Origin of the sequence: Pedobacter sp. (genome assembly GCF_965279535.1) — a bacterium.
Taxonomy (GTDB): domain Bacteria; phylum Bacteroidota; class Bacteroidia; order Sphingobacteriales; family Sphingobacteriaceae; genus Pedobacter.
Genome location: NZ_OZ257244.1, coordinates 4,468,274 through 4,494,621, shown reverse-complemented (window position 1 = coordinate 4,494,621; position 26,348 = coordinate 4,468,274). Strand labels below are relative to the sequence as shown.

At 37.3% G+C, this 26,348-nt stretch carries 26 protein-coding genes; 16 read left to right on the top strand and 10 right to left on the bottom strand.

Annotated features, from left to right (window positions below):
* The first annotated feature begins 42 nt into the window (after positions 1-42).
* Positions 43-2,481, top strand: a complete 2,439-nt coding sequence (locus ACQY77_RS18550) for an AsmA family protein (protein WP_421940814.1) — start codon at positions 43-45, stop codon at positions 2,479-2,481.
* Here ACQY77_RS18550 and mtgA read toward each other — a convergent pair.
* Positions 2,478-3,209, bottom strand: coding sequence for a monofunctional biosynthetic peptidoglycan transglycosylase (mtgA, locus tag ACQY77_RS18545; RefSeq protein WP_421940815.1), 732 nt, complete (start codon positions 3,207-3,209; stop codon positions 2,478-2,480). The genes ACQY77_RS18550 and mtgA overlap by 4 nt on opposite strands.
* 82 nt (positions 3,210-3,291) lie before the next feature.
* On the opposite strand from mtgA, the gene ACQY77_RS18540 reads away from it, so the two are divergent.
* Positions 3,292-4,089: a 3-keto-disaccharide hydrolase gene (locus ACQY77_RS18540; protein ID WP_421940816.1), complete on the top strand. Its 798-nt coding sequence runs from the start codon at positions 3,292-3,294 to the stop codon at positions 4,087-4,089.
* A gap of 42 nt (positions 4,090-4,131) precedes the next feature.
* Positions 4,132-4,830, top strand: coding sequence for an SDR family oxidoreductase (locus ACQY77_RS18535; protein ID WP_421940817.1), 699 nt, complete (start codon positions 4,132-4,134; stop codon positions 4,828-4,830).
* 170 nt (positions 4,831-5,000) lie between these two features.
* Here ACQY77_RS18535 and rplI read toward each other — a convergent pair whose 3' ends face one another.
* The 5 genes from rplI to ACQY77_RS18510 all read right to left on the bottom strand — a co-directional run bounded on the left by rplI (position 5,001) and on the right by ACQY77_RS18510 (position 8,218).
* Positions 5,001-5,444: a 50S ribosomal protein L9 gene (gene rplI, locus ACQY77_RS18530; RefSeq protein WP_421940818.1), complete on the bottom strand. Its 444-nt coding sequence runs from the start codon at positions 5,442-5,444 to the stop codon at positions 5,001-5,003.
* A gap of 13 nt (positions 5,445-5,457) precedes the next feature.
* Complete coding sequence (rpsR, locus tag ACQY77_RS18525; protein WP_090884236.1) at positions 5,458-5,721, bottom strand: 30S ribosomal protein S18; 264 nt, start codon at positions 5,719-5,721, stop codon at positions 5,458-5,460.
* On the bottom strand, positions 5,721-6,077 hold the full coding sequence (gene rpsF, locus ACQY77_RS18520) for a 30S ribosomal protein S6 (RefSeq protein WP_421940819.1): 357 nt from the start codon (positions 6,075-6,077) through the stop codon (positions 5,721-5,723). Before rpsF ends, rpsR begins: the two co-directional genes overlap by 1 nt.
* A gap of 150 nt (positions 6,078-6,227) precedes the next feature.
* Entirely contained in the window at positions 6,228-7,478 is a 1,251-nt protein-coding gene (locus ACQY77_RS18515; RefSeq protein ID WP_421940820.1) for a hypothetical protein, read from the bottom strand.
* A 146-nt stretch (positions 7,479-7,624) separates the two neighbouring features.
* Entirely contained in the window at positions 7,625-8,218 is a 594-nt protein-coding gene (locus tag ACQY77_RS18510; RefSeq protein WP_421940821.1) for a hypothetical protein, read from the bottom strand.
* A gap of 177 nt (positions 8,219-8,395) precedes the next feature.
* Here ACQY77_RS18510 and ACQY77_RS18505 point away from each other — a divergent pair, with 177 nt between their 5' ends.
* Positions 8,396-9,268, top strand: coding sequence for an AraC family transcriptional regulator (locus ACQY77_RS18505; RefSeq protein WP_421940822.1), 873 nt, complete (start codon positions 8,396-8,398; stop codon positions 9,266-9,268).
* Between the two features lie 79 nt (positions 9,269-9,347).
* Positions 9,348-11,177 (top strand): DNA polymerase III subunit gamma/tau, encoded by a 1,830-nt coding sequence (locus ACQY77_RS18500; protein WP_421940823.1) that lies wholly within the window; start codon positions 9,348-9,350, stop codon positions 11,175-11,177.
* A gap of 98 nt (positions 11,178-11,275) precedes the next feature.
* Here ACQY77_RS18500 and ACQY77_RS18495 read toward each other — a convergent pair whose 3' ends face one another.
* Positions 11,276-11,671 (bottom strand): hypothetical protein, encoded by a 396-nt coding sequence (locus ACQY77_RS18495; RefSeq protein WP_421940824.1) that lies wholly within the window; start codon positions 11,669-11,671, stop codon positions 11,276-11,278.
* 206 nt (positions 11,672-11,877) lie between these two features.
* The gene (locus ACQY77_RS18490) at positions 11,878-14,097 is read right to left on the bottom strand and encodes an NADP-dependent isocitrate dehydrogenase (protein ID WP_421940825.1); all 2,220 of its coding nucleotides are present in this window, start codon (positions 14,095-14,097) and stop codon (positions 11,878-11,880) included.
* 287 nt (positions 14,098-14,384) lie between these two features.
* Between ACQY77_RS18490 and ACQY77_RS18485 the strand changes: the two genes are divergently transcribed.
* From ACQY77_RS18485 to ACQY77_RS18465, 5 genes are all read left to right on the top strand, one after another.
* Complete coding sequence (locus ACQY77_RS18485) at positions 14,385-15,590, top strand: ankyrin repeat domain-containing protein (protein ID WP_421940826.1); 1,206 nt, start codon at positions 14,385-14,387, stop codon at positions 15,588-15,590.
* A 20-nt stretch (positions 15,591-15,610) separates the two neighbouring features.
* Positions 15,611-16,945 carry an ankyrin repeat domain-containing protein gene (locus ACQY77_RS18480; RefSeq protein WP_421940827.1) on the top strand — a complete coding sequence of 445 codons (1,335 nt, stop codon included), beginning with the start codon at positions 15,611-15,613 and terminating at the stop codon, positions 16,943-16,945.
* Between the two features lie 148 nt (positions 16,946-17,093).
* Complete coding sequence (locus tag ACQY77_RS18475; protein ID WP_421940828.1) at positions 17,094-17,651, top strand: hypothetical protein; 558 nt, start codon at positions 17,094-17,096, stop codon at positions 17,649-17,651.
* 130 nt (positions 17,652-17,781) lie between these two features.
* Entirely contained in the window at positions 17,782-19,101 is a 1,320-nt protein-coding gene (locus tag ACQY77_RS18470) for a PQQ-dependent sugar dehydrogenase (protein ID WP_421940829.1), read from the top strand.
* A gap of 97 nt (positions 19,102-19,198) precedes the next feature.
* Complete coding sequence (locus ACQY77_RS18465; protein WP_421940830.1) at positions 19,199-21,253, top strand: TonB-dependent receptor; 2,055 nt, start codon at positions 19,199-19,201, stop codon at positions 21,251-21,253.
* Between the two features lie 78 nt (positions 21,254-21,331).
* Here ACQY77_RS18465 and ACQY77_RS18460 read toward each other — a convergent pair whose 3' ends face one another.
* Positions 21,332-21,676: a single-stranded DNA-binding protein gene (locus ACQY77_RS18460; protein WP_421940831.1), complete on the bottom strand. Its 345-nt coding sequence runs from the start codon at positions 21,674-21,676 to the stop codon at positions 21,332-21,334.
* Positions 21,677-21,904: 228 nt separating this feature from the next.
* On the opposite strand from ACQY77_RS18460, the gene ACQY77_RS18455 reads away from it, so the two are divergent.
* The 5 genes from ACQY77_RS18455 (at position 21,905) to ACQY77_RS18435 (ending at position 24,790) form a co-directional block, all read left to right on the top strand.
* Positions 21,905-22,270, top strand: coding sequence for a hypothetical protein (locus ACQY77_RS18455; RefSeq protein ID WP_421940832.1), 366 nt, complete (start codon positions 21,905-21,907; stop codon positions 22,268-22,270).
* Positions 22,271-22,328: 58 nt separating this feature from the next.
* A complete protein-coding gene (locus tag ACQY77_RS18450) occupies positions 22,329-22,988 on the top strand; it encodes a hypothetical protein (RefSeq protein WP_421940833.1) in 660 nt (219 codons plus the stop codon).
* Positions 22,989-23,092: 104 nt separating this feature from the next.
* Positions 23,093-23,944 carry a methylated-DNA--[protein]-cysteine S-methyltransferase gene (locus ACQY77_RS18445; RefSeq protein WP_421940834.1) on the top strand — a complete coding sequence of 284 codons (852 nt, stop codon included), beginning with the start codon at positions 23,093-23,095 and terminating at the stop codon, positions 23,942-23,944.
* Positions 23,928-24,185: an Ada metal-binding domain-containing protein gene (locus tag ACQY77_RS18440; protein ID WP_428430029.1), complete on the top strand. Its 258-nt coding sequence runs from the start codon at positions 23,928-23,930 to the stop codon at positions 24,183-24,185. Before ACQY77_RS18445 ends, ACQY77_RS18440 begins: the two co-directional genes overlap by 17 nt.
* A complete protein-coding gene (locus tag ACQY77_RS18435) occupies positions 24,161-24,790 on the top strand; it encodes an alpha-ketoglutarate-dependent dioxygenase AlkB family protein (protein WP_421940836.1) in 630 nt (209 codons plus the stop codon). Before ACQY77_RS18440 ends, ACQY77_RS18435 begins: the two co-directional genes overlap by 25 nt.
* A 101-nt stretch (positions 24,791-24,891) precedes the next feature.
* Here ACQY77_RS18435 and ACQY77_RS18430 read toward each other — a convergent pair whose 3' ends face one another.
* Positions 24,892-25,662 (bottom strand): hypothetical protein, encoded by a 771-nt coding sequence (locus ACQY77_RS18430; protein WP_421940837.1) that lies wholly within the window; start codon positions 25,660-25,662, stop codon positions 24,892-24,894.
* Positions 25,663-25,812: 150 nt separating this feature from the next.
* Between ACQY77_RS18430 and ACQY77_RS18425 the strand changes: the two genes are divergently transcribed.
* Positions 25,813-26,292, top strand: a complete 480-nt coding sequence (locus tag ACQY77_RS18425; protein WP_421940838.1) for a response regulator transcription factor — start codon at positions 25,813-25,815, stop codon at positions 26,290-26,292.
* Positions 26,293-26,348: the final 56 nt, after the last annotated feature.

Below are 26,348 nucleotides of genomic sequence, written 5' to 3'. Positions count from 1 at the left end.
CAGCTAAAACCCTTATATTGCTATAAATTAACCTTCAAATTTATGGCCCGTTGGATTAAAATATCTCTTGGCATTTTAGCTACACTCGTAGGCTTGTTGATTATCATTTGGATTGGAGGCTCGCTTTACATCAGCAGGAACAAAAAAGAAGTATTGGATAAGGTACTGGTTACACTTAATAATAGCTTAAACGGGAAAGCAGAAATAGCTTCCATGGAACCATCCCTGTTAAAAGCCTTCCCGGGAATATCAGTTTCCTTAAAGAATGTATCCCTTAAAGACAGTTTATACAATCAGCATAAGCACGATTTATTAAAAGCTCAGGATATTGATGTTGCTTTAAATGTATTTTCATTATTATTCGGCAATACCCGCATCAATAAAATTACTGTTAATGACGCCAGTATATATCTTTACACCGATTCAACAGGCTACAGTAATACCAGTATTTTCAAATCAAAAAAAACAAAGCCTGCAAAAGATGCCGAATCAGGAGAAGCTCCTGAAATCAAGCGCATTAACATGAACAATGTACAATTGGTAGTAGATAATCAGCAACGTTATAAAAGGTTTGATTTCGACATTAAAGATCTGCAGGGAAAGATAGACTATCCTTTAAGCGGCTGGGAAGGCGAAATTAAAATCAATACCTTAATTAAAAGTTTTGCTTTCAACACCAGAAAAGGCAGTTTTTTGAAAGATAAAACGCTACAAGGCACGATAAAATTCAGCTACAAAGACGATACGAAAATTGTAACCATTGGCCAGGAAAAATTAAATATTGGAGGTGATATTTATGCAATTGGTGCAACTATCAATACAGGAATAAAACCAGCACCGTTTAGCATCGATATTGATGTAAACAATGTTCAATTCAGTCATGTTGCAGGTATCCTGGCACCCAATATCTCTTCCAAATTGCTTAAGTTTAAAATTGCAGAGCCTGTAAACATTAAAGGTAAGATTATAGATGACGGCAAAGGTGCTGCACATAGCGATCCCTATATTCAAGTAGCCATGACTGTTAGAAACAATGTGGTTACTATTCCTTCCGGAGAATTAACCAATTGCAATTTTGATGGCTCGTTCACCAATAAAGATACTTCAAACAGGCCTATTGGCGACGAAAATTCATTAATTAAGTTTAAAAACCTCAAAGCCAATTACTACAATGCCCCGATCGTTTGCGATAGTTTTATGGTAACCAATCTCAGTCGCCCGATTGCTGCAGGTCTGGTTACCTCTGTTTTCCCCTTAACCAATCTAAACTCATCTATCGGGGGAGAGACCTTTAATTTTAAAGGTGGCGATGCCAATTTAAAATTATATTGTAAAGCGGACATAGATAACCTCCAATTTACCAAACCCAGATTATCAGGAAATATCAAAATTACCAATGCTGATATTACATATGTACCCAGAAAAATCCATTTAATAAACAGTGCACTGAACCTCAATTTTAATGATAAAGATTTAAAAATCACACGTGGTCACTTTCAATTGGGTAAGAGCTCTCTGGATATGGACCTGTATGTTAAGAATTTCCTTAATTTATACTACACCGACCCCGAAATGATGATTGCTAAACTGGAACTTTATAGTCCGTATTTACATTTGGGAGAGCTGATGCCATTACTAAGCGAACGTAAACAAGCTAAAAGACACCGTAAAACTCCCGGCAATTCAGTAAAAGAAATTTCAGAACAACTGGAAACAGTAATTGATGCATCACAAATTCAAATGTTGTTAAAAGTGGACCGGGCCGTTTACAATAAGTTTCAGGCTAAAAACCTAATGGCCAACATCTCTTTACAACGCGATGGTATACACCTTCAAAAAATATCAGTAAATCATGCTGGCGGCAGTCTAAACATCAATGGCGTGCTTAAACAAACAGGGAAGTATAATAATTATAGCATTCACGGCCTGGTAAATAATGCAAGTGTAAAAGACTTTTTCTATGCTTTCGATAACTTCGGACAAAATACCATAACCAGTAAAAATTTATCCGGATATCTTTCTGCGAATACTGATATTGCAGGTGTTATTACTGAAAATGGAAAACTTCTGCCAAAATCTATGAAGGGGAAAGTTAATTTTAGCTTAAGGGCGGCCTCTCTAAAAAACTTCAAACCCATGGAAGCCGTGCAGAAATATGCTTTTGCAAACAGGGATCTTTCCAACATACAGTTAGGAAATCTTAATGGAACTTTACTCGTAAAAGGAGACAAGGTTGATATTTTACCCTTGAAGGTCAACTCCAGTGTGATCAATTTTGATGTTCAGGGTACCTATGGGATGACCAACGGCACAGATATTTCTATGGATATTCCATTAAGAAACCCTGAGAAAGACAAAGGCAAAGACTCTCGACAAAAAGCCACAGACAGGATGAAAGGAATTGTGCTTCATTTACGCGCAGTAGATGATAACAAAGGCGGGGTAAAAATTAAATGGAACAAAGATCATGGCATCTTCTAGAAATCCAATGGCCCCAGGCGACGCATATTTTTTAAAATTAAATACTGACGGTGCCTGATATAGGGAGTAGCATTTTTAGGAGTCCATCGACGTGGATTCGGAAAACATGAAGCAATCAGCGCCGCTTGTCTTTTGCTCAGCTTAGTGCAGGATTTACCATAATATTCCTGAGCTGCTGCTTCAGCGCCGTATATACCATCGCCCATTTCAATTACATTCAGGTACACCTCTAAAATACGCTCTTTACTCCAGAATATTTCTATTAATAAAGTAAAATAGGCTTCAAATCCTTTTCTAATCCAGGATCTGCCAGGCCATAGAAAGACATTCTTAGCCGTTTGCTGAGATATCGTACTTCCACCTTTTACCTTATTTTTATTCTTGGCATTAGCGGCAAAAGCCTTTTCAATCGCTTTGAAGTCAAAACCAATATGCTTTAGAAAAAGTTGATCTTCTGCTGAAACAGCTGCCCGTTTCATATTATCGGACATATCTTCAAATTTGACCCATTTTTTCTCTGTTTTAAACGATTTGCCATCTGCTTTTCGCTCTATATTCCTAAGAACCATTAACAGCGTTATTGGCGGATTGATAAAACGCAACGCAATTACCCAAAGTACAGACACCAGCAAAAAGTATAAAAACACCTTAGTAGCGATGTTGGTAATCTTTTTTAGAAGCGGGTGTTTCGTTTTACTTTTTGATTTGATTGTTCGCGTTTTAGTCATGGCGCAAAGGTAAATAAAGAAATTAATTTGAAAACAAAACTAAATGATATGTTTTTCTGTATTTTGGAATCAAATATATCATATGAAAAAACTAGGTTATTTTCTCCTGGCTTCCGTATTATGGAGCTGTAGTGTAAGTAGAAATACAAATCATCAATCTGAAAAATGGACTTCTCTATTTAACGGAAAAGATATTAAGGATTGGAACGTTAAAATTCATCACCATGATTATAATGTAAACTTTGGAAATACGTTTCGGGTTGAAGATGGCATCATTAAAGTTCGGTATGACCAATACGGTGATTTTAATGACCAATTTGGTCATCTTTATTATAAAACGCCTTTTTCACATTATCACCTTAAGCTAAAATATCGATTTGTTGGCGAATTACAGCGTGGTGCTCCCGATTATACTTTAAGAAATAGTGGTGTAATGTTTCATGCTCAGGACCCAAAATCAATGCTCAAAGAGCAAGATTGGCCAATTTCTGTTGAGATGCAATTTTTAGGAGGTTTAAGTGATGGCCGCCCCCGCCCTACAGGAAACATGTGTTCCCCGGGAACAGAAATTGTTTATCAGGGAAAGATTGCAGCCTCACATTGTATTGATTCCAGATCCAAAACCTACGATGGTGACCAATGGGTATCGGCCGAATTAATTGTATTGGGAGATGATTTGGTGAAGCATATCATTAATGGGGATACCGTTTTACAATACAGCAAACCTCAAATTGGTGGAGGAGTAGCCAATCGATATGATCCTAAGATAAAAATAGATGGTAAAGCACTGAAAAGCGGCTTTATTGCCTTGCAAAGTGAAGGACAGCCTGTTGATTTTAAAGACATTGAAATCAGGCAGCTCCCTGTACCCAAATCTTAAAAACATGATTAAACAATTCTAAGCTTAATACGTTAAAACAAGATGAAAGTTGCATTAATTACAGGCGGAAGTAAGGGAATAGGCTTTGGCATAGCTGAAGCACTATTAAACGCAGGTTACCGGGTAGCCATTACCAGTAGAAATCAGGCAAATGCCGAAGAAGCATTACAAAAACTTCCACATAATGAAAACGTGCTGGCTTTGGCCGCAGATGTGAAGGATTACGAATCGCAGGCCAATGCTGTTAAACAAATTGTAGATAAGTGGGGTCGATTGGATGTACTGATTGCCAATGCTGGTGTAGGTCATTTCGCTTCCATTGAAGACATGGAGCCAACGTTGTGGCACGATATTATCGACACTAACCTTACGGGAGTATTTTACAGCATTAAAACTTCACTGGAAGAAATCAAAAAGAACAAAGGGGCTATCATTACCATTTCCAGCCTTGCAGGAACCAATTTCTTTGCAGGTGGTTCGGCTTATAATGCCAGTAAATTTGGTTTAACCGGATTTACCCAATCGGTAATGCTCGACCTGCGCAAGCATGGAATCCGGGTAAGTACCATTATGCCGGGTTCTGTAGCGAGTCACTTCAACGATCACCATCCAGATGCCGAAAATGATGCCTGGAAAATACAGCCGGAAGATATGGGTAAACTTGTAGTAGATTTATTGGCGATGCCAGAAAGGACATTACCCAGTAAAATCGAGATCAGGCCCACAGTGCCTAAAGGGTAGGATAAAGAAGTTGGGAGCTTGGAGTTGGTAGTTGGGAAGTAAAAGCGAGTATCAAAGACTAAAGTTCTATTGGCCTCTCTCAAATCTAACCGCTCATATCTCATATCTCAAAACATAAAAAAAGGCGTTATGCAAATGCACAACGCCTTTTTATGTTTTTAAAGAAATGCTTATTCAGCAACTACTTCAAAAGGAACCTGAACTTTCACTTCTTTGTGTAAGTTTAAGTTAGCTACATATTCGCCAACAAATTTAGGTTCAGTTTCGAAAGTAATACGACGACGGTCAACATCAAAGCCTTGCGCTTTTAATGCTTCAGCTACCTGGATAGTGTTAACAGCTCCAAATATTTTACCGCTTTCGCCTGCTTTAGCACCGATAGTCAATTTAACCGCAGTTAAACGCTCAGCAATACCTTCAGCATCTTTCTTAATTTTATCTTGTTTAAATGCAGCTTGCTTTAAATTTTCAGCTAAAACTTTTTTAGCAGAAGAAGTAGCCAAAGCAGCAAATCCTTGAGGGATTAAATAGTTACGACCATAACCTGGTTTTACCGTCACTACATCATCTTTCTCGCCAAGGCCTTTAATATCTTGTTTTAAAATAATTTCCATATCAGCTAGCCTCCTATTTTAATTGATCTGCAACGAAAGGTAACAAACCGATGTGACGGGCACGTTTAACTGCCTGAGCCACTTTACGTTGGAATTTTAATGAAGTACCAGTTAAACGACGTGGTAATAATTTACCTTGCTCGTTAACGAATTTCAACAAAAAGTTCGCGTCTTTGTAATCGATATATTTAATACCGTTTTTCTTGAAACGGCAGTATTTTTTACGGTTATCCTCTACTTTAGGGGCAGTTACGTATTGAATTTGCTCTCTTGCCATTACGCTACAACCTCCTTATTCTTTTTGTTAAAAGCACCACTACGCTTTTTTTCATTGTAAGCAACAGCGTGTTTGTCTAACCTTACGGTTAAGAAACGTAACACACGCTCATCGCGTTTTAATTCAAGCTCTAATTTGCTAATCAACTCTCCTGAAGATTTGTATTCAGTTAAGCTGAAGAATCCGTTTGATTTTTTGTCAATCGGATACGCTAATTTTCTCAAACCCCAATTATCTTCTTGGATAATTTCGGCTCCGCTATCAGCAATGATGCCTCTAAATTTTGCTAATGTTTCTTTAGCAGCATCTTCTGATAACAACGGGGTTAGAACGATCACAGTTTCGTACTGATTCATTGTTATTTAATTGTTTTAATTTTTTATTTCCGATATAATTCGGGCTGCAAATGTAGTAATATTTTTCTTTAAATCAAACGATTACAACAGAAGAATATAATATTATCAGAAATTTGATTCCGTTAAAATAAAATTACTGGATAAACCATATTACTTAGCTCCAAAGAAATAGTTTAATCCTAGTGTGATTCTATTGATATTCACATTATAATAACTGTAATTGGTTATAGCCGTATTAAAAATATATCCTGCAGAAAGTTCGAATCGTTTACTAAATACCACTCCTCCTTTACCTTGAAAAGAGTAATAAAAATCCTCAAAAACTACCTGATCCATATAAACATCGCTTTCGTTTCTAATAATGTGAGTAGCCGACGATTGATTATTTTTGTAGCTTGGGAAATTTAAACCTACGCCGGCAGAAATAAAGACTTTCATTTTTTCTTTGGCATAAAAGTGATATAAAATTTGTGGTATCACTGATAAATTAAGCTGTTTAAACTGATGTCTTAACGAATAAGAGTAACTCCCATCCCCTTCTCTAAAGATGTCTCCATTTGTACTGCTATAATTGAGTTCTAATCTGTAAACCATCTTGCCTATCGAAGGATTTGCCAGGTAATCTATACCAGCCGAAAAAGTGGGCAATGAACTGGTTTTAGAAACTGCATCGGCTTCTGCTAACCGGGTCTGTCCCGAATAACTGGCATGGCTCACATTTAAACCAGCTCCTACGAAAAATCTGGTTTTGGATACCCGCTGTTTCACATGCTTCACTTGATTGATTTTTTCCACAAAACGAATCAAATCCGAATCAGTATACCTTAATCTGTTTATGCCAGCTTCATCAGAACCGTTGCTACCATTAAAGTTCCGGTTAACATTAATTAACTGAAGTCTAAACCGGTCCAGGGTAACCATACTACCGTCTTTATCAGGATTTAAAAAAACATGCCTGATTAATTCTTGTGGTACTGAATTAGGATGCTCCCTGATGTAAAACCTGGTTTTAATCTTATCACGATACTTATATAAAGAAATTTTATCCCCTGCACTCATCACTTCCAAAAAGACTGTATCTCTTTTAGATGTGGTATCAACCCCTTTAGACAAATAAGATAATGATTCCTGGCTTTGGCTTACTGACACCACATAGCCTTCATAACTAACAATACCATCAATACCAAAGGCCGAACAATCCTCAAAACCATGTGATAATGTTTTTTCATCCAGAGATTTAGTAAATCTTACCTGTTCAGGATTTTCACCGCGCTCTCTATAATCAATATATCCCCGCACGGTATCCCCGGACGGCTTAACAATATATCCTTTTTTTAAATTAATCTGGGCGTGCGCCATGACAGGCAGAGAGAGCAAAAAATAGAGTAAAAAGCGTTTCATTTAATATATTTTTAATTTTTCGGCAAAGCTATAAAAATTAAAAACATAAAATTTACATCATGTGAGCAAAAAAGACGCTCATATACGCCAAAAAAGGGAGATTAATTGCTCAACCTCCCTTCTTAATAAATAGTAGTTAAAATATCTTAAAGTGTTTGAATAGTTTTAGTAAACACTTGTTTGTCTTGCTTAATAATAAAGGTATAAGCTGAGCAGCTGCTTTGGCTGATATTAAATTTCCTGAACAAACTCGGTTTATCTTTAAAAGTTTCTAAGTATACCTGATCGTTGTGCTCGTCTAATACTTGCACTTCTATTGGCCCTTTAGCAGCATTATCCAAATTCAAAGTAATAAAATCATCTTCTACTTTAAGTTCTGGTTTTAATATTTGTTTAATTGTTGGTGCAGAAAGCACAGCCATCTGATTTGCAATGGTTACTTCATAAATAGCAACCTGAGACCCCATCTCTACTTTAACCCTATACTTACCATCAGGCAAGGCGTTTAAATCGTAAGTTTTGGTTAATTCTTTGGAAGCACTGATTTTATCCTCCATAAGGATTTCATCATCTGCCGAATAAATAAAGACTTCTACCTCTTTTGGCTGGTTGATGAAAATTCTAATCGTTTTTTCCTTTTCGTTTTTAACTTTCAAAGAAAAATCAACATCATTAGCAAATGCGCCGGGAGCGGCAAACAAAGCTGCTGCAATTAGCCCGATTTTTACAAAATTTTTCATACTCTAATTAGCTTAAGGGTTAACATTTATTTAACACTGCTAAATTACAGCGAAAAAATAGCTCGAAACGCCTCCATATTTTCCAATTTCTATGCAATATTAACCTCATAATTAGGTCAATTATATAAATTGATCAAAAAAGCATATTTCTTTTGCTTATTTTTACATCAAATAGTCATGAAAACACTTAAACCAAGCTTCGAAATCGTCGAACCTTCGTTCGGTAGTTCGTTTTATTATTCAAAATATGATAGAAATGCGAATAACATGGCGCATGTATGGCATTATCATCCCGAAATTGAAATGGTTTTCGTTAACGGGGGAACCGGAAAACGGCAAATTGGTAGCCACGTTTCTTATTATACTGATGGGGATTTAATTTTTGTTGGCAGCAATCTGCCTCATTGTGGATTTACCGATACCCAAACCGGAAACAAAAATGAGACTGTTATCCAGATGAAAGCTGATTTTTTAGGCACTGATTTTTTATCATTACCTGAAAACAAATGGATTAAAGAACTTTTTGATAAGGCAAAAGGTGGGATCGCATTTGGAGAGAACACCAAAAATGCGGTCGGTCATTTGATTGAACAAATGGCTAATCAGGCACCGTTTGAAAAGCTACTCACCCTCCTGAAAGTTTTAAAACATCTGGAAACAGCTACTGATTATACCATTTTAAATGCGGCAGGCTTTTCAATGGAAATGCAAGTGCAGGATAATGACAGAATCAACATGATATTTAATTATGTAAAAGATCATTTCCAGGAACAAATCAGTTTAGAGGATATTGCGGAAATGTCTAGCATGACTGTTCCTTCATTTTGCCGTTATTTTAAGAAAATAACTAAAAAAACATTTACCCGTTTTGTGAATGAATATAGGGTTGTACATGCTTCGAAACTCTTAGCTGAAAAACATATCGGGATTACGGCCATATCGTACGAAAGTGGCTTCAATAACTTTAGTCATTTCAATAAGATATTCCATGAATTTACCGGAAAAAGTGCATCAGAATATAGAAACGAACTCAGATCAATAATAAAGTAAGAACTGTTGCGGCAACCAACTTTTCAACATTCCCATTTTTCAATCTAACAACACCTAAAAAATTCCTATTTTCGTGCCGATGGAAAATTTTATTGTTTCTGCCCGTAAATATCGTCCGGCAACGTTTGAAACCGTTGTTGGGCAACAGCATATTACCGGAACGCTAAAAAACGCCATTAAAAACAACCAATTGGCGCAGGCTTTTTTGTTTTGCGGACCACGTGGTGTTGGTAAAACAACTTGTGCACGGATTTTGGCTAAAACCATCAACTGTACCAACCCCACAGCAGAGATGGAAGCATGCGGACAGTGTGATAACTGCCAATCTTTTCAAAACGGACATTCATTCAATGTACATGAATTAGATGCAGCATCTAATAACTCTGTGGATGACATCCGCAGTTTAATTGAACAGGTTAGAATACCACCACAGGCTGGGAAATTTAAGATTTATATCATCGATGAGGTTCATATGCTTTCTCAAAGTGCATTCAATGCATTTTTGAAAACATTGGAAGAACCACCTTCTTATGCCATTTTCATATTGGCCACAACAGAGAAGCATAAAATCCTGCCAACCATTTTATCCCGTTGTCAGATTTTCGATTTTAATCGCATTCAGGTAGAGGATATTGCAAATCACCTTTCGAAGATTGCCGAACGTGAAAATATAGCTTTTGAACCTGATGGTCTTCACATCATTGCGCAAAAAGCCGATGGTGGATTACGTGATGCGCTTTCTATGTTCGATCAGATTGCAAGTTACGCGAATAAAAACATTACCTATAAAGCTGTAATTGACAATCTTAATATTTTAGATTACGATTATTTTTTCAAACTTACCTCCTACTTAACCGCTGCCGAAGTAAGTCAGACACTTTTATTGTTTGATGAAATTTTGAATAATGGATTTGATGGCAACAACTTTATCAATGGTTTGGCTACTCACTTTCGAAACCTTTTGGTTGGAAAAGACTCAACCACGATCAGACTTCTGGAAGTAAGCGAAAATATTAAGCAAAAGTACTTAGAGCAGTGCAGGCAAACAGAATTATCTTTCCTGCTAACCGCTTTAAACCTGGCCAACAGTTGTGATCTGAATTATAAGAACTCTAAAAATCAACGTTTACAGGTAGAGCTGGCCTTAATAAAAATGTGCCACATACGATCGGTAGTTAATCTGGCCCAACAACCTTTAAGCACCAATAATACAGCAACTGACGGAGATCAGGATAAAAAAAAAACTAATGTCGTAAATGAGCAAACGGAAAGTTTAAAGCCGAAAGCCGAAAGCGAACCCCCTACTTCTAGCGCGGCTTCTATTCCGAAAGCTCCTCCATCTGCAACCAGTACTACTCCTGCTACTGAAACACCTAAAGAAGCTCCCCGGGTAAATAGTATACCTACGGCTTCATCAATTAGTATTAACATCCCAAAGGCCAATGCTGCAAGTACATTAATCCCTAATCTCAATGATCTGGGAAAAACCGCAAGTGCTGATGATGACAAGGGGCCAAAGAAAGCTACCGGTGAAGCCCGGGAAGCCTTTACTTATGATCGATTGCTCGAAATGTGGAGCCAATATGTTCAAATCCTCAAGTCTAGTGACAAGATCAATCTTTTTACTATACTAAACAATTTTCCTCCAAAACTATTAAGTCCTGTGTTAATCGAAGTTTCTGTCGAAAGTAAAACACAGGAACAACTTGTACAACAGGAACTAGTAGAGCTAATGAACTTTCTAAGAAATGGGCTGCAAAACTATGCTATTGATATTACTTTTAAGCAGGTTGAGCGTAAGCTAGAAAACAGACTTTATGGAAATCGGGAGAAATATGATTATCTACTCAATAAGAATCCTAAATTGGAAGAGTTGAGAAGGAGATTTAACCTGGACATCAACCCATAAAACAAAAAAGCAGGATCAAACTCATATTAAGCTCAATCCTGCTTTCCAATTATGATTGTTTTCGTCAGATTAACATCCTCCCGACGTTAATCTCCTGACTATTTTTTGGGTACATCATTAATGGGATAACCTTCTTCATCCAGATCATCTCTATTATCTTCCGGAGTACGTGCTAAAAATTCATCTTCCGGCGTAAGCTTTACACTTTCACCATTATCTACGTGCATCCCTAATTCTTCGAGTTCGTCATTGGCAATATCGTCGTTTTTAGCATATTCATCACCAACATAGGGATTAGCTTCATCATAAGTTGAGTCATCATCTTTAGCTCCGGCCGCCACGGTTTCATATCCCATTGGATGGTCATAATCTTTGTTTTTACCTTTAACATCTAATTCATAACTCTGCTTAGTCTCATCATAGGATAAGTTCTCGTTATTGATATTATCGCTTTCTGTAGTACTGTTTAATCTGTTGTGTGCATTGGTAGCCATGGTAATGATCTCCTTATTAATTATAGAGAAATAACAATCGGATTAATATTTGGTTTTCCAGAATCGACTTTTGGCTACGGGTTTTTAAATCTGCAACATGGAATTATGGAGAAAGATACAGAACAAGTAAAGCAGGAGGACAATAATAAAAAACAAAAGCGTCTTAGAATATCTCTAAAACGCTCTTGATTATGCGAGGTTTGTTCTTACAAACTAGCCAATGCAGTATTTAAAGTTTCGCTAGGGCGCATGGCTTTGCCTGCTAACTCATCATTAGGGTTATAGTAACCACCAATTTGCTGCGGTTTACCTTGAGAAGCGATTAGCTCTTCAGTAATTTTAGCTTCATTTTCCGCAAGGGTTTTGGCTAAAGGAGCAAATCGAGCCTGTAAATCAGCATCTTTAGTTTGAGCGGCCAATGCTTCAGCCCAATATAGCGCTAAGTAGAAGTGTGAGCCACGGTTATCGATAGTTCCTAACTTTCTACCAGGAGATTTATCAGTTGCAAGGAATTTAGCATTTGCTTCATCTAATGCGTCAGCCAAAACCTGTGCTTTTGAATTATTTTGTGTTTGGGCCAGGTGCTCTAAAGAAGCCTGAAGGGCTAAGAATTCACCCAAAGAATCCCAACGCAGGTAACCTTCTTCTATAAACTGTTCAATATGTTTAGGTGCAGAACCACCAGCTCCGGTTTCGAATAAACCGCCACCATTCATTAATGGAACAATAGAAAGCATTTTTGCTGATGTACCCAATTCTAAGATCGGAAATAAATCTGTCAGATAATCACGCAATACGTTACCTGTAACAGAAATGGTATCTAAACCTTTACGTATACGCTCCAGTGTAAACTTAGTAGCTTCAATTGGTGCCAGGATACGGATATCTAAACCTGCAGTATCGTAATCCTTCAGGTATTTGTTCACTTTTGCAATGATTTCCCTATCGTGCGCCCTGTTTTCGTCTAACCAGAAAACAGCCGGTGTATCAGATAAACGGGCTCTGTTAACAGCCAATTTAACCCAATCCTGAATGGGTGCATCTTTAGTTTGACACATGCGGAAGATATCGCCTTTCTCTACATTCTGATCAAAGAAAACATTCCCCACAGCGTCAGTTACACGAATTACACCCGCCGCAGTTGCCTGAAAAGTTTTATCATGTGAACCATATTCTTCTGCTTTTTGAGCCATTAAACCCACATTTGGAACAGAACCCATAGTTGTTGGATCAAAAGCACCATTTGCTTTACAATCGTCAATAGTAGCGGTGTAAACACCAGCATAATTACGGTCTGGAATTAAAGCAATGGTATCCTGAGGTTTTCCGTCTTTATCCCACATTTGTCCTGAAGTACGAATCATAGCTGGCATTGAAGCATCAACAATCACATCAGATGGAACATGAAGGTTAGTAATACCTTTATCAGAATTCACCATGGCTAAAGCTGGTCCATTTGCAATGGCTGCATCAATAGCAGCTTTCACCTCTGCTTCTTTCTCATTACCTGAAATTTTAGCATAAACATCTCCTAAACCATTGCGGGTATCAATATTAAGTGATTTGAAAAGATCTGCATATTTTGCAAAAACATCAGCAAAGTAAACTTCAACGATTGCGCCAAAAATAATTGGATCTGACACCTTCATCATCGTTGCTTTTAAATGCGCTGACAGTAATACTCCCGCAGCCTTAGTTTCTGCAATGGCTTCAGCAACAAAAGCTTTTAGCTTAGACAAGCTCAATGCTGAGCTATCAATTACTTCTCCAGCTTTTAATGGAGATAAACCCTTTAATTCAGTTACAGTACCATCAGTAGCAACAAACTCTATTTTGAATTGCGACGCTTCTGCTACAGTTGTCGATTTCTCCGAACCGTAAAAGTCTCCCTCAGTCATGCTGGCCACTTTAGTTTTCGAATCTGCAGACCATTTACCCATGCTATGTGGATTTTGTTTGGCATAATTCTTTACTGCTTTTGGAGCTCTGCGATCAGAGTTTCCTTCACGTAAAACAGGGTTTACAGCAGAGCCCAATACTTTAGCGTATTTGGCCTTAATTGCTTTCTCTTCATCGCTTTGTACATCTTCAGGATAATTCGGAATAGCAAATCCCTGAGATTGTAATTCGGCTATTGTACCTTTTAATTGAGGTATTGATGCTGATATATTTGGTAATTTGATGATGTTGGCCTCAGGTGTTGTTGCTAAGTTACCCAGCTCCGTTAAAGCATCACCAATTTTTTGGTCGTCTTTTAAATACTCAGGAAAATTCGCTAAAACTCTTCCCGCTAAAGAAATATCTCTGGTTTCTACATCAATTCCTGCTGAAGCAGTAAAAGCTTGTACTATAGGTAAAAGTGAGTAAGTAGCCAACATTGGCGCCTCATCGGTTTTGGTGTAGATAATTTTTGATGTGTTTGACATGTTATACTGATTTTTCTTTTTGATGTGAAACGTAATGAGGAGCTAAGTATTTAAAACCCCATTTTTTAAAATCGCCTAAAGATAAAATAAACAGATGAATTAAGGAACATTCTGGCGTTAATTATCAACGTTTAAGCCGATATATTTCAGCTTTTTCTCCAGTTGCATCCTATTTAAATCATATCTTCTTAAAACTTCTTCAAAACTTTTACGTTTAAGGTACAGGATAATTACATAATTAAATATTTGCCGTAGAATTTTCGTTTTTTAGCAACATTACATACAGTATGAATACATCTACCTTAGAACAACATCTCAACGCTGACAATTTTCAGGAAGCCAGACTCCTGCTTCATAAAGGGGAAAAATTAAATCAGGGAATTCAAGGCCACCAAAAGTCGCAAATCTTTGACAAGCTAATACAAAAGAAACAATTTGATATTATTGAACATCTGATCAACGACAAAACAATTGAAACAGATATTTACGAATTTGAGCATTTCGATCGAAGTATTTTTCAAAGTGTTGTAAGGTATCTGCCAGATGATGGAGACTCGATTGCTTTCTTCACGACGTTTATTAACAATTTCGATAATTTAAATGATGAAGTTAACGGACAAACCCTTTTAGGGTATTTCTTTGAACAGGGAATGAACCTCCACAGCATCGAGGTTTTGATAGCGGCTGGTTGTGATCCTCATTTCAAAAACAATGCAGAACAAAATTACATCCATCGCGTGGTAAAGCTCTACATCAGAAAATTTAACCTTAACGATGAGCAACTGGCACAACTTATTTTGGGGTACGTAGATATATTGGTAGCACGGGGTGTAGATATTAATGAACAGGATGTAGTGAGCAAAACGCCTTTGATGTATGCGATTGAGTTTAACAAGAAGGCCTATTTAAAACACTTGCTGGAGTTAGGTGCCGACCCCAACCTTGTTGACAAAGATGGAAATTCTGCTTTCTATTATGCGGTTGTTAACCTGAGAGATCAAAGCATATATAACGAACTCGCTCAATTTGCCACACCTGATTTCAGTGTAATTAATAAGGCTCAGGTTAATATTTTATTTGAATATATCCGCATGTTAAATGGAAACGCTGAACGGGACATTATCTTCCTGAAAAAATTAATTGAAGATGGAGCCGACCTTTATCAATCTGTTACACATTATAGCAAATCAGTAACCCCTTTAAATATGATAGCTGAAAAATCGGCAGATGTATTGTCTGCTGTGCTGGATACTGGCGCCATAGATATCAATCGTCAGGATGATAGAGGAAACACTCTGCTTCATTTAGTATGTGCCTATAATGTGAATTATGAACAGGATAAGGCTAAGGAAACTTATCGCAAAGTTAAATTACTGCTCGAGCAGGGTGCAGATGCAGCCATCACAAATGATGACGATAAAACAGCCTTAATGCTCGCGTCTGATGATAACCTAAAAGTAAAAACAGTAGAATTATTAATGAAGCAAGCTTAATCTGAAACGCCAATATGTCAATGTCATTTATTATCGCCTGTGAAGGTGGAAAACGAAAAATTGCGGAAATTTTATTAAAAAACAAAGAGGTAGATGTTAAATATACGGATGAAAAAGGCCGGACAGCCCTCCATTATGCAGCTCATAGAGGATATCTGGATCTAGTTCAATTGCTGATAGATGAAGGTGCTGACCTTGACTATGAAGATCATGCCGGAGAAACACCTTTTTACTTTGCCTGCCTGCAAAAACAAAAACAAACTGCCCTTTATCTCTTAAATCGGGGGGCAAACATCCACATCAAAGACTTTGAAGGAAATAGTTTGCTCCACCTTACTGCCAGAACAGGCCAGACTGAAATATTGGAGAGGCTGATTGAAAAAGGAATGGATGTAAACACAGAAAACAATCAGGCAGAAACTCCCCTCCTGATTGCTTCAGGCTTTAGAAATAAAGAGGTTGTTAAGAAATTAATTGAGCAGGGTGCTGATGTTAATACCAGCAATAAACTTGGTGATTCGCCAATACTAATTGCAGCAAAAGCTAAAGATATGGCTATTGTTAGCACCTTACTAGATGCTGGAGCAAGCGTAAACCATGTAAATCACCTGGGAGAATCAGCATTGCTTATAGCCTGCTATGATGGAAACAGAATGTTAATAAAGACATTGGTAGAGCGGGGTGCTGATATTTTTGTTACTGCAAAGAACGGCAATTCGCCAATTTGGTATGCTGCGGGCCACAATCAGAAGGAAATAGTAGATTTATTTATTGAGAATGGTATAGACCCCAATTATGCTAAACCTTTTACAGAAAATGAAACGGCCATGTACGGCTACCTCGATTGGGTAGAAACGGCTAACAATCTTGCTGTTGAAGGGAATTTCTCACTTAATACTACCTACGACAATGGAGGAGAAAGTTTACTTCATGTAGCGGCAAAAAACGGGAACCTGAGCATGGTTAAACTCCTTATATCGCGGGGAGCCAATGTAAATCTTCAGGACGAAAGCGGCAATTCTGCCTTACATTATGCTGCTGCAAACGGGAAGAAAGATATTATTAAATTGTTGCTGGAAAACGGAGGCGATGCCGGGATAATCAATGTTAAAGAACAAAAAGCTATTGATTACGCAAACATTAAAGGTTTCAACGAAATCACCACTTACCTGCTCCAATATAGCACTCCAGCTACCCCTGCATCAAAAACGGAAAGTATACCTGCACCAGAAACCAGTATACAGGACTTAAGCAGCAAAAAACAGGCTTTGTTCGATCTGAAAGAATTATTAGATGCAGGGATTCTTTCTCAGCAGGAATTTGAAGCAGAAAAAACCAAAATATTAAGCCGATAAATGTTTTTTATGATTGTGATTTACCGGGGTAAATCACAATTTTATAAAAATTACTTTATCTCTTGAAAATTAAATTTTAGCTTTATCTAAAATCATAGCTGCGGCATCTGTTTTTCAGAACCAATATTTCCCTAAATATAGTAATTGGATGAAACCATTATTTAGATTCTCGACTCTCGCTGCCATAATTGCGGTATTAATTTCTGCCTGTTCGCCCAAATTATATGTGGACGATCTGTACGAAGCAGGCACTTTGGGTACAAGTACATTTGATTCTTTGCGTACATTCCTTAAAACAAATCCTACAGTTAAATTACGGGACACCATAATGATCAAGTATGATTTCAATAATGATAATTGCTGGTCTGATTTAAATGGCCAAAATCCGGAATTTATCAACAATGCGCGTTGGGCCTATCAAAAAAACATACAGGAAAAGGCGGCCAAAAGAGTTGATGTAGCCATTTATCAATATAGAGAAGAAGGAAATAATTTCAGTCCGATAAGGTCAAAAGGTTTAGAAATAGAAACTGATCCAGGTATACTTAAACGATTGCTTTTTAAAACCAAAACCAAATGTGGTACTTCCGCCATTATTTTACCCAACGGCAAATTTGTATTAATCAAGTCTGACTCCCATTTTACTGCACTATTGCTCGACGCCAAACAGATTGAGCAAAAGCTCATTGAAAACCTTGTAAAATAAAAATTTCTCGCGATTACCACATAACGGGGATAGGAATTGAGCCGACAGGAGTTATAGGTTTAAATATCTGCCAAACTAAGTAAGCTTTTTAATGTTATCATTTTGAAGAGCATTTACTTAAAACGATCCCATGAAAACAACTTATTTATCATTCTGCCTCTGCGTTTCAGTTTCACTTTTGGCTTGCAACAGTAATTCAAACAGTCAGCAAACTAAAGAAGGCGACACGGTAAAAACCGAAACTCAGGAAGTTAAGCTTCCTGCACCTGATGAAAAAGCAGCTAAAAACAAATTCAGTAAAGTAATTGGCTGGCCAGCCAATATCACTCCCAAAGCTCCGGCAGGATTTTCAGTAACCCGATTCGCTTCAGATATTAAAAGTCCAAGAAACATGTATATCACTCCTAATGGAGATGTTGTGGTCGTGCTAACCAATTCCGAACGGAGTGCTGTGGAGAAAGTAGCCAACGCGGTAACCGGCAAGGCTAAATCGGAGGTCCCTGGAAAGAGCGCCAATACGATCCTATTATATCGTGATGTAAATAAAGATGGGAAACCTGACCAAACCCATACTTTTTTAAGTGGTTTAAATCAACCCTATGGAATGACCATCATTGGGGGCAGTTTTTACGTGGCAAACACGGATGGATTGTGGCAATATCCATATAAAAATGGCGACACTAAAATTACTGGTACCGGCAAAAAGATATTAAGTCTTCCTGCCGGAGGATATAATAATCATTGGACACGCAACCTGATTACCAATGAAAATCAAAGCAAAATTTACATTACTGTGGGTTCAGGAAGTAATGTTGGCGAAAATGGAATGGAGCATGAAGTGAGGAGAGCAAATATTTTAGAAATCAATCCCGATGGTAAAGGAGAAAAAATCTACGCAAGTGGATTACGAAACCCAGTGGGTGTAGATTGGGCACCAGGAACCAATATGCTTTGGACAGCAGTGAATGAGCGGGATGGTTTAGGAGATGATTTAGTTCCAGATTACATAACGAGTGTTAAGGAAGGGGCTTTTTACGGTTGGCCTTATGCATATTTCGGACAAAATGAGGACCCCAGGTTAAAAGGTCAAAACCCTGCTTTAGTACAAAAGACAGTGGTTCCAGATGTTGCAGTTGGTGCGCATACCGCATCTTTGGGCTTAGCATTTTACAAAGGCACCAAATTTCCTCAAAAATATCAGGGAGGTGCTTTTATAGGTCAACATGGTTCATGGAACCGCTCTGCCCTATCAGGCTACAAAGTAGCTTTTGTTCCCTTTAAAGCTGGGAAACCAACTGGCAAGCCAGAAGATTTCCTGACTGGTTTTATTGCCGATGCAGATAAAGGTGAAGTATATGGCAGGCCAGTTGGCGTAACACTCACTCCTGATGGCGCTTTACTTGTAGCCGACGATGTTAGTGGTGTTATCTGGAGGGTTGCAGCTAAATAATCAGGTACATGGAAAATCTAATTACCCCGATTAGATTTTCCATTATACTTACTCATTTATTCTTTAGTATTTTAGAAGCAAAAAACCAGACATCAAATTGAAACCACAATTAATTGCCGCTGCACTTTTATTACTTTCAGTTACTGCTAAAAGTCAGATCATTGAGCCAGATTCCACTCAGAAATTAAAGGAAGTTACAATTAGGGGATATTATAATCCACAAATACTTTTAAGATCCGTTTCAGCAGTTAGTCTAATCGATAGTACATCTCTACAAAATCAGCAAAACAGTTCATTGGTAAGTACATTTAATACTGTACCAGGTGTAAGAATGGAGGAGCGCTCACCAGGAAGTTATCGTTTATCGCTCCGGGGAAGTTTATTACGCTCTCCTTTTGGCATCAGAAATATAAAAATTTATATTGATGATTTTCCCTTAACCGATGCAGGAGGTAACACTTACCTGAATGCCCTGGATATTTCTGCGATAGCTGCAATAGAAATCTACAAAGGTCCGGAAGCCAGCATTTTCGGCGCAAGTACGGGAGGAACGGTCCTCCTGAACCCCAGAAATTTAGATCATAATTCGATCAGCGCTTCTATTACGGCCGGATCATATGGATTATTTCATCAGTCGGCAGAAATTGTACAGCGATTTAAGAATTATAGTTTCAGTTTTAACGAAGGTACAATGACCAGTGATGGTTACCGACAGAATAGTGCAATGAAAAGAAATTACTTTCAAACTTTTCATCAATGGGATTATTCTGCTAAAGGAAGATTAAAAGCCTTTGTTTTTTATAGCGATCTCAATTACCAAACACCAGGAGGCTTAACCGCTTCCCAACTGGAACAAAACCCACGGCTGGCCAGACCTCAAACCAACACGTTACCCAGCGCAATTACTCAAAAAGCAGCAATTTATAATCAGACCGTTTTCTCAGGAATATCAAATACTTATCAATTTAATAATCATTTCAAACATGTGGTATCACTTTTTGCTACCTACACAGATTTTAAAAACCCATTTATCACCAATTATGAAAAGCGATATGAAAGCACTTTTGGTTTAAGAACTTTTTTAGATTATAACCTTACACTCAACGATGACAAACTGGATGTGCAGCTGGGAGTGGAAAGTGCAAAAACACGAAGTCAGATCAAGAATTTCAACAACGACGCGGGAGAACCAGGGGCGATGCAAGCTGCTGATGATTTAGGTGCATACCAGAATTTTGCCTTTCTCAGGTTTAATTTCAGCATGAGTCAAAAATTGCTTTTGGAGTTGGCTTCCAGTGTCAATTTCTATCATTATCAATATGAAAGCTTTTTTCCAAATGTAATCGCTAGCCAAAAAAGAAATTTCAAAGCTCAGTTTATGCCTAAAATGGCTGCCTCCTACTTGCTCTCTTCTGTATTTTCTCTAAGAGCTTCAGTGAGTAAGGGATATGCTGCACCAACTATCGCAGAAGTGAGATCATCAGATAATAATATCAATAATAACCTTCAGGCAGAATATGGATGGAACTATGAATTTGGATTCCGATATAAAAGTCCGAATAACGGCTTTTACCTCAATGGAAGTCTTTTTAAATACCACTTAACCAATGCCATTGTCAGGAGGTTGAATTCAAATGATACCGAGTATTTTATTAATGCAGGGGGTACAAAACAAACGGGTTTGGAACTTGAAACGGCCCTTTGGATCTTTCAGAATAATTCTTCGTGGTTAAAAGGATTACAATGGAAAAGCAATTACACTTATAGTCATTTTAGATTTGATAATTACACTATAGGAAGCCTCGATTTTTCAGGGAATAAGCTCACGGGGGTACCAGGCAATATATGGCTAAACAGCCTGGATTTTCAATTTAAAAAAGGGCTTTACCTTTTCGCCCAGCACAATTATACAGACGCTATCCCATTAAATGATACAAATACCGTTTTTGCGGGTAAATACCATTTAATAGAACTAAAAACGGGGGTCAGGAATATTAAAATCAAACGCCTCAAGCTGGATGTTTTTCTGGGGCTTAATAATTTACTCAATCAAAATTACAGCTTGGGAAATGATTTGAATGCGGCAAACGGCCGTTATTTTAACCCTGCGGCTAGTAGAAATTTCTACACCGGACTCACAGCAAAATTATAAAAACCAGAATAAAAAGCCGTTCTAATTGAATAACACAAAGATAGTCTTATTGCTTTAGAACGGCTTAATTTGAAGTGTCTAATTTTTCACTTCGGCTTCATGAACTACAATTTCACCTACAACAATATCGGTTGTAAAGCGCTTAGTACCGTCTTTAGCTTCATAGCTCCCCGTTTGTAATCTTCCCTCAACGCTGAATTTGGTTCCTTTTTTGATTTGCTCAACTGCTGCATCAGCTTTTGCATTCCAAAAAACAAGGCTAAACCACTGGGTTTTCTTTGCTTCTTCACCCGTTACTGTTCTGTGATACTCATTTACTGCTAAATTAACTTTAGCCAGTTTCTGATTCCCTGCTAAGATTTTTAATTCTGCATCCGCACCTGCAAATCCGCTTAGTACTACTTTGTTAATTGCATTTTCCATAATCTAAAAATTTATTGTTTCTGATGGTTAACGAACAGTAGCAACATGCTACCGACAAAACAAAATTGCAGTACTTCTTTTATTTTAAACGGTAGATAACCGTTTATAAACGTTTATACACGGATAAATTTTTAAAAGAAAAAGGAGATATTTTTTTTTAGAAATAGATAATTTATTTATTATTTTTAACGCACATCATCCCATAATGAAGTATTTAAAATATTAATTATGGAACGTATATGTTTAGATTGCGGTCACCTTGTGAAGGGTAGATCCGATAAAAAATTTTGTAATGACGCCTGTCGAAATAACCACAATAATAAGGTTAAGAGTGAAGACAATGTTGTATTAAAAAAAATTAACGTCATCCTCAAAAAAAACCGGTCAATTCTGGCTAATCTCAATCCTCAGGGAAAAGTAAAGATCAGCAGAAAAAAACTAGCCGCCGCAGGTTTCAATTTTGATTATCATACCTTTACCTTTAATACTCAAAACGGAAATTCCTATACATTTTGCTATGAATATGGCTATCTCTTGCTAAATGAAGATGAATTTTTACTGGTAAAAAGGGAGGAAAAAATGTGGTTATCTTAGCTATTTTTTGCTTATCGGTATAATTAAAGCTAATTTCCGGATAAAAATTAATGTTCAAATGTATATCAATGAGCTTCGTGTAAATGGAGGAGCAAGAATTGGCCTTGCAAGAGCTTCATGGCCATTTGCCAACCTTAAAGTCAGCTCAAACCGTTTAGAACTTAATGCTTTCATTATCGGAAATTTGGTTTTTTCTCCGATAGATGTTATTTCTATTGAAATTAATCCTGCTATGGCATTAATTGGAAACGCCATCAAAATAAATCACACGGTTAAAGATTATAGTGCTAATATAATCTTCATGACATTTGAAAATCCCGAAAGCTTGATCTCCAGAATAAGAGCAACAGGCTTTTTAAACAAATCTCACAACTCCTCTGCCCAGCTTACTGAAATCCTTTCCAGACAGCAATCTGGTGGTTTTCCTATCAAAATTCCGGTTGCCATTGGTTTAATTATCATTTGGAATTTATTATTCTTATCTGATTTTATACGAGATCAGAAAAATGACCTGGCTCTGCCCTTTGGCAACGGAGCGCTAATGGCACTTGCCTTTGCTTTAGTAACGAGTATTTTGATGCTGAGCATTAAAAAATTCGGCAATCTGATGATGAAAGATGGTAGATCTATAAAAGAAATTGATAGGTTTTTATACCTGGTTATCTTTATCACTGGCCTTATATTGACCGGATCTGTCTTTTTCAGATTTTTCATTTAATCAGAATTCATTTTGCTTAAGGTATTCATTGTTGATAAACAGCGCAAGTTTCGGGTTTTCTAAGCCTCCATTCTACTTTAAATTTGTGCTATAATAAGCAGATTATGAAAACTCAGGATAAAATTAACTTCGATAGAATTGCAGCGGCTATAAAATTTATTAAAGAAAATTTTAAGCAGCAGCCAAGCTTAGAGGAGATTGCTACCTATGTTAATTTGAGCCCATTCCACTTTCAAAGATTATTTAGTGATTGGGCCGGAACAAGTCCGAAGCGGTTTCTTCAGTTTGTGAGTATAAACTATGCTAAGAAACTGCTGAAACAAGATCAGGCAACATTATTTGAAACCGCAATGGAAACTGGTTTATCCGGCACAAGCAGGTTACACGATCTTTTTGTAAATATTGAAGGAATGACTCCCGGGGAATATAAAAATGGTGGAGAGAACCTCAATATCAATTATAACTTTGCAGAAAGTCCCTTTGGCCATATCATCGTGGCTTCAACCGCTGTAGGCATTTGCCACCTGGCATTTTACAAAGAAGAAAGTACTGCTTTGAAAACACTGCAAAGTCATTTCCCGAATGCCTGTTATAAACACATAACCGATTTGGCCCATCAGGAGGCACTCTTTATATTTAATCATGACTGGAGTAAACTTAATCAGATTAAACTTCATTTAAGAGGCACTGATTTTCAGCTCAAAGTGTGGGAAACACTCTTAAAAATTCCAATGGGACAACTCTCTTCTTATGGACAAATTGCACAGCAATTGCAAAATCAGAAAGCATCAAGGGCAGTTGGAACCGCAATTGGAAGCAATCCTGTAGCTTTTCTCATTCCCTGCCATCGGGTAATTCAGGCGAGTGGAGCTTTGGGTGGCTATCATTGGGGCTTAGACCGGAAAACAGCAATTATAGCGTGGGAAGCATCCAAAATGTATGTCGGAGATGATTAATCATCTTTTATTATCAGATCTGGAACTAAGAAAAAGCATAAAAAACCACGAAATTTGCTGTGCCGGAAACTCCAGATTAAAAATTTATGGCAAATTAGATTGCAAATCTGGTAAAAGGATGAAAAAACAAAACCGGGTTTTCTTTAAAAATGAAGCCGAGGCATTAAAAAACGGCTTTCGCCCCTGCGGTCATTGTTTACATGAAAAATATAAAAAATGGATTTATTCAACATCGAAATAGATACAAAGCATAACCTCTTGCCTTATGGCGGAACGGTTAATTATTTTGGGAAACTCTTTCCTCAAGCTTTAGCCGATCAATATTATCAAATACTGATGGAGACCATTGAGTGGAAAAATGACGAAGCTTATATCATGGGTAAACATATCATCACTAAACGAAAAGTAGCCTGGTATGGTGATGATACTTATTCTTATACCTATTCAAATGCATCTAAACTTGCACTCCCCTGGACTGAAGAACTTTTAGCATTAAAAAAAATAGCAGAAGATAAAACCGGGGTTCAATTTAACTCGTGTTTATTGAATTTATATCACAACGGTGATGAAGGAATGGCTTACCACAGCGACGATGAAAAAGCTTTGCAAAAAAACGGCGCTATTGCTTCATTAAGTTTTGGTGCCGAAAGGAGATTTCTTTTTAAGCACAAACAAACCAAAGAAACCGTCACTACATTTTTAGAACACGGCAGTTTATTGGTAATGAAAGATGAAACACAAAGCAATTGGCTTCATCGATTACCTCCGACAAAAAAAGTAACCAGACCACGTGTTAACCTTACCTTCCGAACTATGGATATTGAATCACAAAAGAAAATGATTTAATCACCTCAGGGGTTTCCGTTTTCCAGCAATCTTTTTCCTGCTTACTGTTCCCTATTCCCCTGAGGTCCTTTGTGTCATTAATTTAAGCCACACAATCCCGATTAATGCTTAAATTCGGAAATATCCACAATCCTGTTATCATCAGCATTTTTCTTTAAAAAAGAAGTACCACGTTGATTGGTAACCCAGGTATAATTTTGTTGAACTTCATTATACATATTTTCAACTTTTCGGGTTAAAGGTTGTGTAAAGGTCTCATCTGTTATATAGCAAACCTGATAGAGTGCACTGTCTGTTAAAAAAACCAGGGTCTTTTTATCTTTAGAATAAGCGAAAAACTGACCACGAATCCGATCTTCAGGGTTTTGCCGCTTAATGGGATGCACACTGCCGTTTACCGCTGTAACAATGTAATCATTATTGATTACAAAACTTGTTCGGGTCAATGCTTCCATTCCTGGTAAAAACTGACGGTCTCCGCTCTTGCCTGAAGGTCTGTTTATATCGACAACTTCAACCGTACCTTTATCTATATTGATAATATAAAATAAGGGTTCAACAGTAGTTTGTACGAGTACCGCCGTTTTCTGGCTGTTTATGAACATTGCATCAGCAAATTTATCCAGCTTATTTCCTTTAGTTTTTTCAATGGTAATTGTGGTATCTCTGAATTTGATGGCAACACGCTTACCTGCATCCTTTCCATTCGAATCCGGATCAACAATAGTCAGAATTTCACTTTTAGATTTAGGAATCCCATTAAATTGTCCCTCTGCAGCGAGAACCCTGGGCGTTAATGTTTTTTCTAAAGGACCTTGTTTACAGGAAATAAAGGTTAGGACTGCTAAAAATGCAAGGAGAGAATTTTTCATAAGACGTATTGCGTTATTTTAATTAAATTGTTTCTGTTAAAAATTATCGGCCTAAATTAGAAATATATTGCTGAAGCTGAAACGAAATTTCAGAATATGAATCATTTTGTTCGCCTGATCTTTTTTTTAATTTTGGTTACAATAGGAGTAATGGCTAACAAAACAAAATTTTTAAATAGAAACAGAAGTATAGTGCTTTATGGCCTATGCCTGGCCATTCTTTTATTATTGATGAAATGGCTTGAACTTCGTTTCATTATTATCAATCATGCCTTTGAAATCTATGCTGGTGCAATCGCAATAATTTTTACTGCATTAGGCATTTGGCTCGCGCTCAAACTTACAAAGCCTAAAACACAAACCATTATTATTGAAAAGCCTGTTGTTTTGGAAAAAAGTGGTGATTTTGTTTTAAATACCTCTGAAATGGAAAGATTAGGCTTAAGTGTTAGGGAGCTGGAAGTTCTCTCATTACTGGCAGAAGGAATAAGTAACCAGGAAATAGCCCACCGTTTGTTTGTATCGCTAAACACCATCAAAACACATACTTCAAATATTTTCGAAAAACTGGAAGTTAAACGGCGTATGCAGGCAGTAGAAATGGCCAGACGTTTGCAACTAATTCCGTAAAACGGTAAAATAATGTCCCAAAAGGTGTACTTTCTTTAAAATCACCCGAAAGTATG

Coding starts and splice junctions, on each gene's coding strand:
- ACQY77_RS18550 (WP_421940814.1), top strand. CDS start 43: ATGGCCCGTTGGATTAAAATATCTCTTGGCATTTTAGCTACACTCGTA.
- mtgA (WP_421940815.1), bottom strand. CDS start 3,209: ATGACTAAAACGCGAACAATCAAATCAAAAAGTAAAACGAAACACCCG.
- ACQY77_RS18540 (WP_421940816.1), top strand. CDS start 3,292: ATGAAAAAACTAGGTTATTTTCTCCTGGCTTCCGTATTATGGAGCTGT.
- ACQY77_RS18535 (WP_421940817.1), top strand. CDS start 4,132: ATGAAAGTTGCATTAATTACAGGCGGAAGTAAGGGAATAGGCTTTGGC.
- rplI (WP_421940818.1), bottom strand. CDS start 5,444: ATGGAAATTATTTTAAAACAAGATATTAAAGGCCTTGGCGAGAAAGAT.
- rpsR (WP_090884236.1), bottom strand. CDS start 5,721: ATGGCAAGAGAGCAAATTCAATACGTAACTGCCCCTAAAGTAGAGGAT.
- rpsF (WP_421940819.1), bottom strand. CDS start 6,077: ATGAATCAGTACGAAACTGTGATCGTTCTAACCCCGTTGTTATCAGAA.
- ACQY77_RS18515 (WP_421940820.1), bottom strand. CDS start 7,478: ATGAAACGCTTTTTACTCTATTTTTTGCTCTCTCTGCCTGTCATGGCG.
- ACQY77_RS18510 (WP_421940821.1), bottom strand. CDS start 8,218: ATGAAAAATTTTGTAAAAATCGGGCTAATTGCAGCAGCTTTGTTTGCC.
- ACQY77_RS18505 (WP_421940822.1), top strand. CDS start 8,396: ATGAAAACACTTAAACCAAGCTTCGAAATCGTCGAACCTTCGTTCGGT.
- ACQY77_RS18500 (WP_421940823.1), top strand. CDS start 9,348: ATGGAAAATTTTATTGTTTCTGCCCGTAAATATCGTCCGGCAACGTTT.
- ACQY77_RS18495 (WP_421940824.1), bottom strand. CDS start 11,671: ATGGCTACCAATGCACACAACAGATTAAACAGTACTACAGAAAGCGAT.
- ACQY77_RS18490 (WP_421940825.1), bottom strand. CDS start 14,097: ATGTCAAACACATCAAAAATTATCTACACCAAAACCGATGAGGCGCCA.
- ACQY77_RS18485 (WP_421940826.1), top strand. CDS start 14,385: ATGAATACATCTACCTTAGAACAACATCTCAACGCTGACAATTTTCAG.
- ACQY77_RS18480 (WP_421940827.1), top strand. CDS start 15,611: ATGTCATTTATTATCGCCTGTGAAGGTGGAAAACGAAAAATTGCGGAA.
- ACQY77_RS18475 (WP_421940828.1), top strand. CDS start 17,094: ATGAAACCATTATTTAGATTCTCGACTCTCGCTGCCATAATTGCGGTA.
- ACQY77_RS18470 (WP_421940829.1), top strand. CDS start 17,782: ATGAAAACAACTTATTTATCATTCTGCCTCTGCGTTTCAGTTTCACTT.
- ACQY77_RS18460 (WP_421940831.1), bottom strand. CDS start 21,676: ATGGAAAATGCAATTAACAAAGTAGTACTAAGCGGATTTGCAGGTGCG.
- ACQY77_RS18455 (WP_421940832.1), top strand. CDS start 21,905: ATGGAACGTATATGTTTAGATTGCGGTCACCTTGTGAAGGGTAGATCC.
- ACQY77_RS18450 (WP_421940833.1), top strand. CDS start 22,329: ATGTATATCAATGAGCTTCGTGTAAATGGAGGAGCAAGAATTGGCCTT.
- ACQY77_RS18445 (WP_421940834.1), top strand. CDS start 23,093: ATGAAAACTCAGGATAAAATTAACTTCGATAGAATTGCAGCGGCTATA.
- ACQY77_RS18440 (WP_428430029.1), top strand. CDS start 23,928: ATGTCGGAGATGATTAATCATCTTTTATTATCAGATCTGGAACTAAGA.
- ACQY77_RS18435 (WP_421940836.1), top strand. CDS start 24,161: ATGGATTTATTCAACATCGAAATAGATACAAAGCATAACCTCTTGCCT.
- ACQY77_RS18430 (WP_421940837.1), bottom strand. CDS start 25,662: ATGAAAAATTCTCTCCTTGCATTTTTAGCAGTCCTAACCTTTATTTCC.
- ACQY77_RS18425 (WP_421940838.1), top strand. CDS start 25,813: ATGGCTAACAAAACAAAATTTTTAAATAGAAACAGAAGTATAGTGCTT.